Origin of the sequence: Halomonas saccharevitans (assembly GCF_900116405.1) — a bacterium.
Classification (GTDB): Bacteria; Pseudomonadota; Gammaproteobacteria; order Pseudomonadales; family Halomonadaceae; genus Halomonas; species Halomonas saccharevitans.
Window position 1 is genome coordinate 39,818 of the sequence record NZ_FPAQ01000004.1, and the last position, 12,937, is coordinate 52,754.

Sequence of the window (12,937 nt, forward strand, 5' to 3'; positions counted from 1 at the left end):
CACCATGATGCTCGATAACCCCGCTACCAAGTACCGCCCCTTCGTGGCCGTCGACCTGCCCGACCGCCAGTGGCCCAGCCGGCGCATCGAGACGCCGCCCCAGTGGTGCGCCGTCGACCTGCGCGACGGCAACCAGGCGCTGATCGATCCCATGGACCAGGAGCGCAAGCAGCGCCTCTTCGACCTGCTGGTCAAGATCGGCTTCAAGCAGATCGAGGTGGGCTTTCCTTCGGCCTCCCAGACCGATTTCGACTTCGTGCGTGCCCTGATCGAAGAGGACAAGGTGCCGGACGACGTGCAGATCCAGGTGCTCACCCAGGCCCGCCCGCACCTGATCGATCGCACCTTCGAGTCGCTGAAGGGCGCGAAGAACGCCATCGTCCACGTCTACAACGCCACCGATCCGGTGTTCCGCCGCGTGGTGTTCAACGTCGACAAGCCCGAGTGCATCCAGATCGCCGTGGACGCCACCACCCAGATTCGCCAGAACATGGAAGCGGCGCCGGAGACGAACTGGACCTTCCAGTACTCCCCGGAGCTCTTCTCCACCACCGAGATGGATTTCGCCGTGGAGATCGTCGACGCCGTGGAGGCTGCCTTCGACGCCAGCGTCGAGGCGCCGATGATCGTCAACCTGCCCGCCACCGTGGAGTGCGCGACGCCCAACAACTATGCCGACCAGATAGAGTGGTTCTGCCGCCATGTCGCCAAGCGCGATCACCTGATCGTCAGCGTGCATCCGCACAACGACCGCGGCACCGGCGTGGCCGCCGCCGAGCTCGCGGTGATGGGCGGCGCCGACCGGGTCGAGGGCTGCCTGTTCGGCAACGGCGAACGTACCGGCAATGTCGACCTCGTCACCCTGGCCATGAACCTCTACACCCAGGGCGTGCACCCGAAGCTCGACTTCTCCAACATCACACCGATCATGCGCGAGGTGGAGTACTGCAACCAGCTGCCGGTGCACCCGCGCCACCCCTACGTGGGCGATCTGGTGTTCACCGCCTTCTCCGGCTCCCACCAGGACGCCATCAAGAAGGGCATGGCCGCACGCCGCGAGGCCGAGAGCGACGCCTGGGAGGTGCCCTACCTGCCCATCGACCCGCTGGACGTCGGCCGCAGCTACGAGGCGGTGATCCGCGTCAACAGCCAGTCCGGCAAGGGGGGCGTCTCCTACCTGCTCGAGCAGGAGCACGGCATCGAGCTGCCGCGCCGGCTTTCCATCGAGTTCAGCCAGGTGGTGCAGGAAGTCGCCGACCGGCTGGGCAAGGAGATCACCTCGCAGATGATCTACCAGGCCTTCGTCGACGAGTACCTGGAGCAGCACGAGCCCTTCGCCCTGATCAGCCACCGCATGGCCTCGGAGCCGGACAGCCCGACCGTGAGCCTCGAGGCGACCATCGAGGAGTATGGCGAGCGCCGCACCATCCAGGGCCAGGGCAACGGCCCGCTGGCCGCCTTCGTCAAGGCGCTGGCCGCCGAGGGCCACGACGTGGAGATCATCGACTACCACGAGCACTCCCGGGGCCAGGGCGCCGATGCCGAGGCGATCGCCTACGTGGAGGTACGCGTCGGCGGCGAGGCGGTGTTCGGCGTCGGCACCGACGAGAGCATCACCAGCGCCTCCATCAAGGGCGTGATGAGCGCCATCAACCGCAAGCTCTCCACCGAGGCGCCGGCGCCCAACGTCACGGCCGAGACGTTGGCCTGACCGGCTTCCCCGGTCGGCAGCTTTAAGCTGTAAGCTTTAAGCCATAAGAAAACCCCCAAGGTGTCGTGCCTTGGGGGTTTTTACTTACAGCTTACAGCTTACAGCTTACGGCTTATGGCTTACAGCTAGAGCGGCGTCTTGCTGGCCTCGCCGGGGATCTCTCGGACCAGCCGCGGCATCAGGAAACCCGGCAGCACCTCGCGCAGCTCCGCGACCAGCGCGCGGGCCTCGTCGTCTGCCACGTCGAAATGCGCGGCGCCGGACACCGGGTCGAGCACGTGCAGGTAGTAGGGCAGGATGCCCGCCTCGAAGAGCCGCTCGGAGAGCGTGGCCAGGGCGTCGAGGTCGTCGTTCACCCCGCGCAGCAGCACGCTCTGGTTGAGCAGGGTCACGCCGGCCTCGCGCAGTCGCCGGCAGGCCGCGACCACCGCCTCGTCGATCTCCTGGGCATGGTTGATATGCAGCACCATCACCTTCTGCAGCCGGGTCGCGCCGAGCCAGTCGAGCAGAGCAGCGTCGATGCGGTCGGGAATCACCACCGGCAGGCGTGTGTGCAGGCGCAGCCGCTTGAGGTGCGGGATCGCCTCGAGCCGCTCGACCAGCCAGGCGAGCCGACGATCGCTGGCGGCCAGGGGGTCGCCGCCGGAGAGGATCGCCTCGCGGATCGTCGCATCTTCCCGGAGGTAGTCGAGGCTCTGCTCCCACTGCGCCCGGGAGGGGGCGTTCTCCTCGTAGGGGAAGTGGCGGCGAAAGCAGTAGCGACAGTTCACCGCGCAGGCGGGGCTTGCGATCAGCAGCACCCGGCCGGCGTACTTGTGGATCAGCCCCTTGGCCGGGGTGTGCTCGGCCTCGGCCAGGGGGTCGGCCACGTAGCCGGTCACCGAACGTTCCTCCTCAATGAGCGGCAGCACCTGGCGCAGCAGCGGATCCGACGGATCACCGGGGCGGATGCGGGATAGATAGGCCTCGGGCACCCGCACCTCGAACAGCGCATGGCCACGCGCGGCGCCGCCCTGCCAGCTCGCGTCGAGGCCCAGGCGACGGCACAGTTCGCGGGGGGCGCGGATCGCCCTGGCCAGCTGGGTCTGCCAGCGAGCCTGCACGGGCAGGGGCTGGGTCTCCGGAGTGAGAGGCTTGGTCTCCGGGGCGGGGCGCTGCAAAAGAGCGCTGCTTCGGGTTATCATGCGGCACACCAGTCAATGCGTACGGGGGCCAGGCCCCCGTGACACTTCATCTGCTTGCGCGTGCCGCCGGCCTCGGCCGGTGGCACGCTCGAATATGGATAAGCGATCATGGCCAACTATTCTACCAACGAATTCAAGGGCGGTCTGAAGGTGATGCTCGACGGCGATCCGTGCAGCATCGTCGATAACGAGCTCGTCAAGCCGGGCAAGGGGCAGGCCTTCAACCGCGTCAAGCTGCGTAACCTGATGACCGGTCGAGTCCTGGAGCACACCTTCAAGTCCGGCGACTCCCTGGAAGCCGCCGACGTCATGGAGCTGGAGATGGAGTACCTCTACACCGACGGTGACATGTGGTATTTCATGAAGACCGACGGCTCCTTCGAGCAGTACGCCGTGGAGAAGAAGGCCCTGAGTGACACCGAGAAGTGGCTCAAGGAGCAGGTGCCCTACACCGTGACGCTGTGGAACGACAACGTCATCAACGTGACCGCGCCGAACTTCATCGAGCTCGAGGTCACCGAGACCGACCCAGGCCTCAAGGGCGACACCGCCCAGGGCGGCTCCAAGCCGGCGACCCTCTCCTCCGGCGCCGTGGTTCGCGTGCCGCTGTTCATCAACGAGGGCGAGGTGCTGAAGGTGGATACACGCTCCGGCGAGTACGTCTCCCGCGCCTGAGGTGCGGCCCTTCCTGCGCTCGCTCATACGTCGTTGAATCCCGAGACGGCTTGCTCATTTAGCGCTGCTAAACTCCGCCGCCTTACTCGGGATTCGCCTAGTTTGAGCATCGCTCGGAGAGGGCGACAGCTTTTTTGATAAAGCTCTCAAGGCCACGCTTCGGCGTGGTCTTGTCGGTTCTGGAGGTCGGGACATGACAGACGACTGGCGCCCGAGCGCCGAGATCGCGACCCTGCGCGAGCGCGCGCGGCTGATCGCCGAGGTGCGGGCCTTCTTCGCCGAGCGCGACGTGTGGGAGGTGGAGACCCCGGTGCTCGGCCATGGCGGCAGCACCGAGGTGCACCTGGCCTCTCTCTCGGCCGAGGCGACCACCACGGCCGGCCGCGAGCGGCTGTGGCTGCAGACCTCACCGGAGTTCGCCATGAAGCGCCTCCTGGCGGCAGGCAGTGGGTCGATCTTCCAGCTGGCGCGCAGCTTTCGCGACGGCGAGGTGGGCCGACGCCACAACCTCGAGTTCACCATGCTGGAGTGGTATCGGCCGGGGCTCGGCCTCGAGGCGCTGATCGAGGAGACCGCCGCCCTGGTGGCGCGGGTGCTCGGGCGAGGGGCGGGGGATAAGCCGGGGCCACTGCGCCGGCGCCGCTACCGCGAGCTCTTCCGCGAGACGCTGGACATCGATCCCTTCACGGCGTCGCTCGAGTCGCTGCGCCGGCTGGCCGGGGAGCGGGGCGGGCTGTCGATGGCCGAGAGCGATCGCGACGGCTGCCTGGACCTGCTGATGAGCTTCGTCATCGAACCGGGCCTGGGGCGCGACGGGCTCGACGCGGTGGTCGACTACCCGGCCAGCCAGGCCGCCCTGGCGCGCCACCATCGCGACCCCGAGGACGGCGCGCGGGTGGCCTCGCGCTTCGAGCTCTACCTCGGCGGGCTCGAGCTCGCCAACGGCTACGATGAGCTCACCGACGCCGCGGAGCAGCGTGCGCGCTTCACCGAGGACAACGCCGCCCGCCGCGCCCTCGGGCTTGCCGAGGTGGCGGTAGATGAGCGCTTGCTGGCGGCCCTGGAGAGCGGCCTGCCGGCCGGCAGCGGTGTGGCGCTGGGGCTCGACCGGCTGATCCAGCTGGCGCTGGGCAAGGAGAGCGTCGCCGAGGTGATGGCCTTCGCCACGCCCCGCTGCTGAGTCTAAAAGGTCAGGGCGCTCGGAGGGAAGTCGAAGCGAAGGCCCTATGCCATGGGTGAGGAGGATTCCTCCGAACGGGCTGGCCAAGGATGGCCAGCACCGGTCCTGCAAGCGGAGCGGGACGCGAGAGCGCAGCAGGGCATCGGTAGCGTCCAAGGATGGGTTTGCAGCGCCTTCGCAATGGTCCGACACCCCGGGACTTTCCGCTGATAAAGCCCTGATCCTAGTGAGGCAGTTGCCCCAGCGACTGCCCCATGCGCACTTTCTGGTCGGGCGCCAGGCCGTCGACGTCCAGCTTCTCGGCGAAGCCCATCACTACGGTGGAGCCGAGCTTGAAACGGCCCATTTCCTCGCCCTTCTCGAGGCGTACTGGGGTGTCGAAGCGGATGCGCTGCACGTCGCCACGGGGCAGGGGGGTGATCTGGCCCGCCCACACCGTCTCGATGGCTGCAACGATCATCGCCCCCACCAGCACCATCACCATGGGGCCGTGCTCGGTGTCGAAATGACACACCAGCCGCTCGTTGCGGGCGAAGAGGTTGGGCACGTGATGGGTGGTGGCGGCGTTCACCGAGAAGAGGCGCCCCGGCACGTAGACCATCTCGGTTAGGGTGCCGCCGACGGGCATGTGCACGCGGTGGTAGTCGCTCGGCGAGAGATAGACGGTGGCAAAGCTGCCGCCTAGGTAGCGCCTGGCCGCCTCACCGTAGCCGCCGAGCAGTTCCATGGCCGAGAACCGGTGGCCCTTGGCCTGGATCAGCTGGCCGGCCTCGATGGGGCCGAACTGCGAGAGGGTGCCGTCGGCGGGAGAAACCACGCCTTCACCGATCGGGCGAGCATCGTCCTCCAGGGCGCGGGTGAAGAAGTCATTGAAGGTCGCGTAGGCCGTCGGGTCCGGCTCGGCGGCCTCGTCCATGTCGACCTTGAACCGGCGGATGAAGGCCTGGATCAGGGCATTCTTCAGCCAGGGCTGCTGGCAGTCGGCGAGCCGGCCCAGCAGCCGCGACAGCAGATGATGGGGCAGGGGATACTGGATCAGGGCGAAGAGTCGAGCGAGTGACACGGGCAGTCGTCCATCAGGGAGTCGGATAGGGAAGGCCACGCCCAGGCGTGGCCGGAAGCACTGGCCATCAGCTCTCGATGGGTGTGTCGTCGCGGTTGCCCCACTCCTGCCAGGAGCCGGCGTAGCCGCGAATCTTCTTGAAGCCCAGCGCGCGGCCTACGAGCCAGGTGAAGCCGCTGCGGTGGTGGCTCTGGCAGTGGGTGACCACCTCCATGTCCGGGGTCAGCCCCAGGGTCTCGAGTTCGGTGATGAGCTCGGCATAGTCGCGGAGGCGCAGTCCGCGCTCGCGGTCCATGGCGTCGGTCCACTCCATGTTGACTGCCCCGGGGATATGGCCCAGGCGACGATTGTTGCCCTTCTCTCCATCGTACTCGGCCCGCGAGCGGGCATCCCAGATCGCCAGCCCTTTCTCGCCCAGGCGCTCCTCGAGCTCGAGGCGATCGATGGCGACCTCGGGGTGGAGGATCTCGGCCCGGTAGTCGCTGGGCTCGGGCGCCCGCGTCTCGGTGGAGAGGGGGTGGCCGTCCTGGCGCCAGGCGTGCAGGCCGCCGTTCAGGTAGGAGTAGCGGGTGTGGCCGATCAGCTCCAGGGTCCACAGCAGGCGCCCGGCCCAGCCGCCGCCCTCGTCGTCGTAGGCCACCACGTGGGTGTCGCGGGTCAGGCCGAACGAAGAGAACAGCTGCGAGAGCGCCTCGATCGAGGGCACCTCGTTGGGCACCTCGCCCTCGCCAGCCAGCAGCCGCCGATGATCCAGGAAGAGGGCGCCGGGCACGTGGCCTTCCTGATGGCTGTCGGCCCGGGCGGGCACGTCGATGATCAACAGCGACGGCTCGTCGAGCCGGGCGGCCAGCTGGTCGGGCTCGACGATCAGCGGGAGCAGGTTGTCTTCGGAACTCATGGCACACTCTCCTTAAATTCGGCTCCTTGAGGTAGGCTCCGCGATGCGGTCACCCGCGCCTCAGGGTAGTCGCCCGGGCTGGCGTCTGGCGTCAGCTTGTCTCGAGACTCTCGACGATGCGTCGGTAGCTGGCGAAGCGTTCGGGGTGGATATCGCCCCGCTCCACGGCGGCGAGCAGGGCGCAGCCCGGCTCCTGGCGGTGACGGCAGTCGCGAAAGCGACAGCGCCCCAGCACGTCGCGAAACTCGATGAAGCCCTCGGTGACCTGCTGCTCGTCCAGGTGGATCAGGCCGAACTCGCGGATTCCCGGCGAATCGATCAGCTCGCCACTGCCGGCCTCGTCAGGCGTTCCGGCGTCCGCTGCCGGCAGGGCGTAGAGCCGCGCGGTGGTGGTGGTGTGGCGGCCCTTGCGGGAGTCCTCGGAGAGCGCGCCGATGCGCAGCTCTTCATCCGGCAGCAGGCGGTCGATCAGCGACGACTTGCCCACGCCGCTCTGGCCGACGAACACCGAGGTGCGGCCGGCGAGCCGCGCGTACAGATCCGCGAGGCCGCCTTCACGCTCGGTGGTGGTGGTGACCACCGGATAGCCCAGCGCCTCGTAGCGCGACAGCAGCGCGCGCAGCTCGCCGCCCTGTTCTGGCAGCAGGTCGATCTTGTTGAGCACCAGCACTGGCGCGATGCCGGTGGCCTCGGCGGCCACCAGGTAGCGATCGATCAGGTTGGCGTGGGGCGCCGGTTCCACCGCGAAGACGATCAGGATCTGATCGATGTTGGCGGCCACCGGCTTCAGCTGGCCGCGGGGATCGGGGCGTTCCAGTACGCTCGTCCGCTCACCCCGAGCCACCACCACGCCGTCGCGGGCGTCATGGGCGGCGCGCCAGATCACCCGGTCGCCGGTGACCAGCCCCTCGAGGTTGGCGCGCAGGTGGCAGCGCACGGCCGTGCCACCTTCGTCGGGGCGCACGTCCAGGGTGCGGCCGAAGTGGGCGACCACGCGGCCGTTCTGTTCCGGACCGTACTCGCCGGCGGCCAGCTTGTCGCTGTCCTGGGCGTCACGCCGATCGGCGCGACGGGCGCGCTCGGCCTGAACCTTCTCGATGCGCCAGCGCTGCTGGCGGCTCAACTTGCGTTTGCTCATGGGGGCCCGAAGCTCGCTACAATAGGGCGCATTGTACTCACCCAAGGCGCCCGCTGTCGTCAGCCGTCGCCCCGCAAGGATGTCCCATGACCGAGCATGCCACGCCCGCCACCGCCGATGAACGCCGCCAGCGCCTGATCTGGATCGACCTGGAGATGACCGGGCTTGACCCGAACCGCGAGCGCATCATCGAGATCGCCACCCTGGTGACCGACAGCGACCTCAACACGGTCGCCGAGGGCCCGGTGATCGCGGTGCACCAGCCCGATGCGCTGCTGGACGCCATGGACGACTGGAACACCAGGACCCACGGGGGGTCGGGGCTGGTGCAGCGGGTCAAGGAGAGCCGGGTCGACACCGCCGAGGCCGAGCGGCGCACCCTCGAGTTTCTCGCCGCCCACGTTGAGGCCGGCGCCTCGCCGATGTGCGGCAACAGCATCCACCAGGATCGCCGCTTCCTGGAGCGTGAGATGCCCGAGCTGCTGGCCTTCTTCCACTACCGCAACCTCGACGTCTCCACCCTCAAGGAGATCGCCAAGCGCTGGAACCCGGGCGCCCTGGCGGGTTTCCAGAAGCGCAACGTGCACCTCGCCATGGACGACATCCGCGAGTCCATCGCCGAGCTCGCCCACTACCGCACTACCTTCCTCAAGACGGCCGACCAGCGCGGTGACGAGGAGGAGTGACGACCCCGGTTGCGGCGGTGCGGAGCATGATCGATGATGCGGGAGCCGCCTGGCGGCTTCCCTGAGCCACGAATCGAGGCACCATGCTCCTGCTAGCCGCGTTTGCGATCCTCTCCATCGGCGTCTCCTTTATCTGCTCGTTGCTCGAGGCGGCGCTGCTCTCCATGACGCCAAGCTACGTGGCGGGGCTGCGCGAGACGCAGCCCGAGCTGCATCGCCGGCTGGCCCACCTCAAGCAGAACATCGACCGGCCACTGGCCGCGATTCTGACCCTCAACACCATCGCCCATACGGTGGGGGCCACGGGCGTGGGCGCCCAGGTCACGGTGGTGTTCGGCGAGGCCTGGCTCGGCATCGCCTCGGCGGTGATGACGCTGCTGATCCTGTTCGTCTCCGAGATCATTCCCAAGACCATCGGTGCCACCTACTGGCGCCAGCTGGCGGGAAGCATGGTCAAGGTGCTGGGGGTGATGGTGTGGACGATGAAGCCGCTCATCTGGCTCTCCGAAGCGATCACCCAGCGCATCGGGCGCCACGAGCACGACACCGACATGCGCGGCGAGATCAAGGCGCTGGCGCAGATCGGCCTGGAAGAAAAGGCCCTGGACGCCGACGAGGTCCGGGTCATCACCAATATCATCAACCTGCACGAGATTGGGGTGAAGGAGGTGATGACCCCGCGCACGGTCTCGGTGATCGTCAAGCCGCAGATGAGCGTGGCGGAGTTCGATGAGCAGCTCGGACGCTCGGCGTTCACGCGCTTCCCGGTGATGGACGGCGGCGAGCAGGCGCTGGGCTACGTACACAAGGCCGACACCTACCATGCCGAGCCGGAGGCCACTCTCAAGTCGCTGATGCATCCGGTGCGCAGCGTCCAGGTGGACGACAACGTCGAGCACCTCTTCGCGGTCATGCTGCGCGACCGCCAGCATCTCTGCGTGGTCTACGATGAGCTGGGTACCTGGGTCGGGCTGGTCACCCTGGAGGACGTGATCGAGGCGATCCTGGGCCAGGATATCGTCGACGAGACCGACAACGTGGCCAACCTGCGCAAATACGCCCGCCAGCGATGGACCAAGCGACTGCGGCGCACGCCGGAGGCTGGCGGCGCCGGCGATGGGGAGACGGGCTAGCCGGTGCTGGCAATGCGCGCCCGGCGCTTCTCACGCTGTCGGTCCAGCGCCCAGCGCACGTGCTCGCGGACCAGGTCGGAGGGGTAGGGTAGCCGCGCCAGCAGCGCCGCCTCCACGGCCTGGCTCCAGGGCGCGTTGCCGAGCCCCACGGCCAGGTTGCGCAGCCAGCGCTCGTAGCCGATGCGCCGGATCGGGTTGCCGGCGGTCTTCTCCAGGAACTCCTCCTCGCCCCAGGCGAACAGCGAGACCAGGCTCGCCCGGTCCAGGTCGTGGCGGGGCGCGAAGTCCGGCTCCTGGCTGACCCGGGTGAAGCGGGTGAAGGGGCAGACCAGCTGGCAGTCGTCGCAGCCGAATACCCGATTGCCCATGGCCTCGCGGTAGCGCTCCGGGATGGCGCCAAACAGCTCGATGGTCAGGTACGAGATGCAGGCCCGGGCATCGACCACCTTGTCCTCGACGATGGCCCCGGTGGGGCAGGCGGTGCGACAGGCGCTGCAGCTGCCGCAGTGATCGGTCTCGAACGGCGCGTCTACCGGCAGCGGCAGATCGGTATAGAGCTCGCCGAGGAAGAACAGCGACCCGGCCTTCGGGTTGAGCAGCATGGCGTTCTTGCCGAACCAGCCCAGCCCGGCCTTGCGCGCCAGGCCGCGCTCCATCACCGGGGCGGAGTCGACGAAGGCGCGATACCCGAAGTCGCCGACCTCGGCCTCGATCCACTTGGCGAGTGTGGCCAGCCGCTTGCGCATCAACTTGTGATAGTCGCGTCCGGTGGCGTAGCGAGAGACGTAGGCCAGCGACGGTCGACCCAGTACCTTGGTGGTCTCCACCTCGGCGGGCAGGTAGTCCAGGCGCACGCTGATCACCCGCCGGGTGCCGGGCACCAGCTCCTCCGGGCGGGTGCGCTTGGTGCCGTGCTTGGCCATGAAGCCCATCTCGCCGTGATAGCCGGCGTCCAGCCAGGCCTCGAGGTGGGCCTCGTCCTCGGCCAGGTCGACGTCGGTGATGCCCAGCTGCTGGAAGCCGAGCTCGCGGCCCCAGGTCTTGATCCTCTCGGCGAGGGCGGCCATGTCGGGGTCGTCACCCGTGGGGGACACTGGGCTCATGATCGAGAAAACACCATGCAGATCGGCCCCATGACTTGGCGTGGGGCGCAGAGAATTTACACTCGGTATGGTAAAGCATCCCGAACGAGGAGACACCGCATGACCCGGCCAGCCGACCATCCCGCGCCGACGCTGCGGCCGCTCTATCGCGCCGAGCAGGTCCGCGAGCTCGACCGGCGCACCATCGCGAGGGGCATCGAGGGCTTCGCCCTGATGCAGCGCGCGGCGGCCGCCGCTTGGCAGGACCTGCGGGCGCGCTGGCCACATGCGCGCGCGCTTTCCGTGCTGTGCGGCGGCGGCAACAACGGCGGCGACGGCCACGTGCTGGCGGCGCTGGCCGCCGCCGAGGGGCTAGCCGTGCAGCGCGTGCTGCTCAAGCCGGTAGAGGCGTTAACCGGCGACGCCCGGCGCGCCGCCGACATGGCCACGGTGGCCGGGGTGTCGGCCGAGCCCTGGCGGGCGGATGTTCGCCTCGAGGGCGACGTCGTCGTCGATGCGCTGCTGGGCACCGGCCTCGGCGGCGAGGTGCGCGGCGAGGCTCGTGAGGCGATCGAGGCCGTCAATGAAAGCGGCCTGCCGGTGCTGGCCATCGACATTCCCTCGGGGCTTCACTCCGACACTGGGGCGCGGCTCGGGTGCGCGATCCGGGCGACGCGCACCGTGACCTTCATCGCCGACAAGCTGGGCCTCTATACCGGCGCGGCCCCGGCGCACGTCGGCGAGCTGGTATTCTGCGCCCTCGGCGTGGACGCCGAGGCCGAGGGCGATCTCGCCCCCGCCGCCCGTCGGCTGGAGGCCGGGTTGATCGCGGCCTGGCTGCCGCCCCGGCCGCGCGATGCCCACAAAGGCGATCACGGCCATGCCCTGGTGCTCGGCGGGGCGCCGGGGTTCGGCGGAGCGGCGCTGCTCGCCGCCGAGGCCTGCGCGCGGCTGGGGGCCGGCAAGGTGAGCCTCGCCACCGCGCCCGAACACGTCACCGCGAGCCTGGTGCGTCGACCCGAGGTGATGGTCCACGGCGTGCGCGGCGCCGGGGATCTCGATGCGCTGCCGGAGCGCGCCGATGTGTTGGTGGTCGGGCCGGGCCTGGGGCAGGGCAGCTGGGGGCAGGGCATGCTGCAGGCGGCCCTGGCGGCATCGCGCCCGCTGGTGGTGGATGCCGACGGCCTCAACCTGCTGGCCTCGCGATTCCGCGGCCGGCAGCGTGACGACTGGATCCTCACCCCGCACCCCGGCGAGGCGGCGCGCCTGCTCGGCTGCTCTGCCGGCGAGGTGGAGGCCGACCGCCCCGGCGCGGCCCTGGCGCTGCAGCGCCGCTACGGCGGCGTGGTGGTGCTCAAGGGCGCCGGCACGCTGGTCGCCGGCCCCGCGGGGCTCGCCGTCTGCCCCCACGGCAACCCGGGCATGGCCAGCGGCGGCATGGGCGATGCGCTCTCCGGCATCCTCGGCGCGCTGCTGGCCCAGGGGCTCGAGCTCGAGGCAGCGGCCCGGCTGGGAGTGCTGGTGCATGCCCTGGCCGCCGACAGGGCGGCCCGCGAGGGCGGCGAGCGTGGCCTGCTGGCCGGCGATCTGGCATCCTGTGCGCGAATTCTGGTCAACCCGACCGTGTGTGATGGCAAGGGCGAGGACGATGCTGCTGCGACTCGATGACGAAGACCGCCAGGTCGCCTTCGGCGCCTGCCTGGGGCGGGCCCTCGAGGGCCTCGGTCGCGTGCACCTGACCGGCGAGCTGGGCGCCGGCAAGACGACCCTGACCCGCGGTATCCTGCGCGCCTACGGGCACGTCGGCGCGGTCAAAAGCCCGACTTATACGCTGGTGGAGCCCTATGAGCTTACCGGCGTGCTCGTTCATCACTTCGATCTCTATCGCCTGGGCGATCCCGAGGAGCTCGAGTTCATCGGCGGCCGCGACCTGCTCGCCGAGGACGCGCTCTGCGTGATCGAATGGCCGGAACGGGGGGAAGGCTGGCTGCCCGCGCCGGACCTCACGGTGCACCTCAGCCTGGCCGAGGAGGGCCGCGAGGCGCTCCTCGAGGCGCGCAGCGCACACGGCCGGGCGGTCCTCGAGCGGCTGGCGAGCATGCCCGAGCTGGCGCCCTGTCTCACGAACGCGGAGGGCGACGCGGCGTCATGAAGCCCACGATACGCGCCAAGCGGCTGCTGGTCGGC

At 69.0% G+C, this 12,937-nt stretch carries 12 protein-coding genes; 7 read left to right on the forward strand and 5 right to left on the reverse strand.

Annotated features, from left to right (window positions below):
• Positions 1-4 precede the first annotated feature (4 nt).
• On the forward strand, positions 5-1,711 hold the full coding sequence (gene leuA, locus BM388_RS03095) for a 2-isopropylmalate synthase (RefSeq protein WP_089847123.1): 1,707 nt from the start codon (positions 5-7) through the stop codon (positions 1,709-1,711).
• Positions 1,712-1,836: 125 nt separating this feature from the next.
• Here the strand turns inward: leuA and epmB are convergent, their stop codons facing one another.
• Complete coding sequence (gene epmB / locus BM388_RS03100) at positions 1,837-2,895, reverse strand: EF-P beta-lysylation protein EpmB (RefSeq protein ID WP_089847125.1); 1,059 nt, start codon at positions 2,893-2,895, stop codon at positions 1,837-1,839.
• Positions 2,896-3,003: 108 nt separating this feature from the next.
• On the opposite strand from epmB, the gene efp reads away from it, so the two are divergent.
• Both efp and epmA read left to right on the forward strand, forming a co-directional pair.
• Positions 3,004-3,570, forward strand: coding sequence for an elongation factor P (efp, locus tag BM388_RS03105; protein ID WP_089847127.1), 567 nt, complete (start codon positions 3,004-3,006; stop codon positions 3,568-3,570).
• A 193-nt stretch (positions 3,571-3,763) separates the two neighbouring features.
• Positions 3,764-4,750 carry an EF-P lysine aminoacylase EpmA gene (epmA, locus tag BM388_RS03110; RefSeq protein WP_089847129.1) on the forward strand — a complete coding sequence of 329 codons (987 nt, stop codon included), beginning with the start codon at positions 3,764-3,766 and terminating at the stop codon, positions 4,748-4,750.
• Between the two features lie 223 nt (positions 4,751-4,973).
• Here the strand turns inward: epmA and asd are convergent, their stop codons facing one another.
• The 3 genes from asd to rsgA all read right to left on the reverse strand — a co-directional run bounded on the left by asd (position 4,974) and on the right by rsgA (position 7,849).
• Positions 4,974-5,813 (reverse strand): archaetidylserine decarboxylase, encoded by an 840-nt coding sequence (gene asd, locus BM388_RS03115; RefSeq protein WP_089847131.1) that lies wholly within the window; start codon positions 5,811-5,813, stop codon positions 4,974-4,976.
• A gap of 67 nt (positions 5,814-5,880) precedes the next feature.
• Positions 5,881-6,711, reverse strand: a complete 831-nt coding sequence (locus tag BM388_RS03120; RefSeq protein ID WP_089847134.1) for a sulfurtransferase — start codon at positions 6,709-6,711, stop codon at positions 5,881-5,883.
• 91 nt (positions 6,712-6,802) lie between these two features.
• Positions 6,803-7,849: a small ribosomal subunit biogenesis GTPase RsgA gene (rsgA, locus tag BM388_RS03125; protein ID WP_089847136.1), complete on the reverse strand. Its 1,047-nt coding sequence runs from the start codon at positions 7,847-7,849 to the stop codon at positions 6,803-6,805.
• Positions 7,850-7,935: 86 nt separating this feature from the next.
• On the opposite strand from rsgA, the gene orn reads away from it, so the two are divergent.
• Together orn and BM388_RS03135 are read left to right on the forward strand one after the other, a co-directional pair.
• Positions 7,936-8,535 (forward strand): oligoribonuclease, encoded by a 600-nt coding sequence (gene orn / locus BM388_RS03130; protein WP_089847138.1) that lies wholly within the window; start codon positions 7,936-7,938, stop codon positions 8,533-8,535.
• 83 nt (positions 8,536-8,618) lie between these two features.
• Complete coding sequence (locus BM388_RS03135) at positions 8,619-9,668, forward strand: CNNM domain-containing protein (protein WP_089847140.1); 1,050 nt, start codon at positions 8,619-8,621, stop codon at positions 9,666-9,668.
• Here BM388_RS03135 and queG read toward each other — a convergent pair.
• Positions 9,665-10,771: a tRNA epoxyqueuosine(34) reductase QueG gene (gene queG, locus BM388_RS03140; protein WP_089847142.1), complete on the reverse strand. Its 1,107-nt coding sequence runs from the start codon at positions 10,769-10,771 to the stop codon at positions 9,665-9,667. The two genes, BM388_RS03135 and queG, sit on opposite strands and share 4 nt — an antisense overlap.
• A gap of 99 nt (positions 10,772-10,870) precedes the next feature.
• On the opposite strand from queG, the gene BM388_RS03145 reads away from it, so the two are divergent.
• Positions 10,871-12,418, forward strand: a complete 1,548-nt coding sequence (locus BM388_RS03145) for an NAD(P)H-hydrate dehydratase (RefSeq protein ID WP_089847144.1) — start codon at positions 10,871-10,873, stop codon at positions 12,416-12,418.
• Positions 12,399-12,902, forward strand: coding sequence for a tRNA (adenosine(37)-N6)-threonylcarbamoyltransferase complex ATPase subunit type 1 TsaE (gene tsaE, locus BM388_RS03150; protein WP_089847146.1), 504 nt, complete (start codon positions 12,399-12,401; stop codon positions 12,900-12,902). Before BM388_RS03145 ends, tsaE begins: the two co-directional genes overlap by 20 nt.
• Positions 12,903-12,937 lie beyond the last annotated feature (35 nt).

What these genes read in the sequence shown, in the direction of transcription:
- leuA (WP_089847123.1), top strand. Translation starts at nt 5, where the DNA reads ATGATGCTCGATAACCCCGCTACCAAGTACCGCCCCTTCGTGGCCGTC.
- epmB (WP_089847125.1), bottom strand. Translation starts at nt 2,895, where the DNA reads ATGATAACCCGAAGCAGCGCTCTTTTGCAGCGCCCCGCCCCGGAGACC.
- efp (WP_089847127.1), top strand. Translation starts at nt 3,004, where the DNA reads ATGGCCAACTATTCTACCAACGAATTCAAGGGCGGTCTGAAGGTGATG.
- epmA (WP_089847129.1), top strand. Translation starts at nt 3,764, where the DNA reads ATGACAGACGACTGGCGCCCGAGCGCCGAGATCGCGACCCTGCGCGAG.
- BM388_RS03120 (WP_089847134.1), bottom strand. Translation starts at nt 6,711, where the DNA reads ATGAGTTCCGAAGACAACCTGCTCCCGCTGATCGTCGAGCCCGACCAG.
- rsgA (WP_089847136.1), bottom strand. Translation starts at nt 7,849, where the DNA reads ATGAGCAAACGCAAGTTGAGCCGCCAGCAGCGCTGGCGCATCGAGAAG.
- orn (WP_089847138.1), top strand. Translation starts at nt 7,936, where the DNA reads ATGACCGAGCATGCCACGCCCGCCACCGCCGATGAACGCCGCCAGCGC.
- BM388_RS03135 (WP_089847140.1), top strand. Translation starts at nt 8,619, where the DNA reads ATGCTCCTGCTAGCCGCGTTTGCGATCCTCTCCATCGGCGTCTCCTTT.
- queG (WP_089847142.1), bottom strand. Translation starts at nt 10,771, where the DNA reads ATGAGCCCAGTGTCCCCCACGGGTGACGACCCCGACATGGCCGCCCTC.
- BM388_RS03145 (WP_089847144.1), top strand. Translation starts at nt 10,871, where the DNA reads ATGACCCGGCCAGCCGACCATCCCGCGCCGACGCTGCGGCCGCTCTAT.
- tsaE (WP_089847146.1), top strand. Translation starts at nt 12,399, where the DNA reads ATGCTGCTGCGACTCGATGACGAAGACCGCCAGGTCGCCTTCGGCGCC.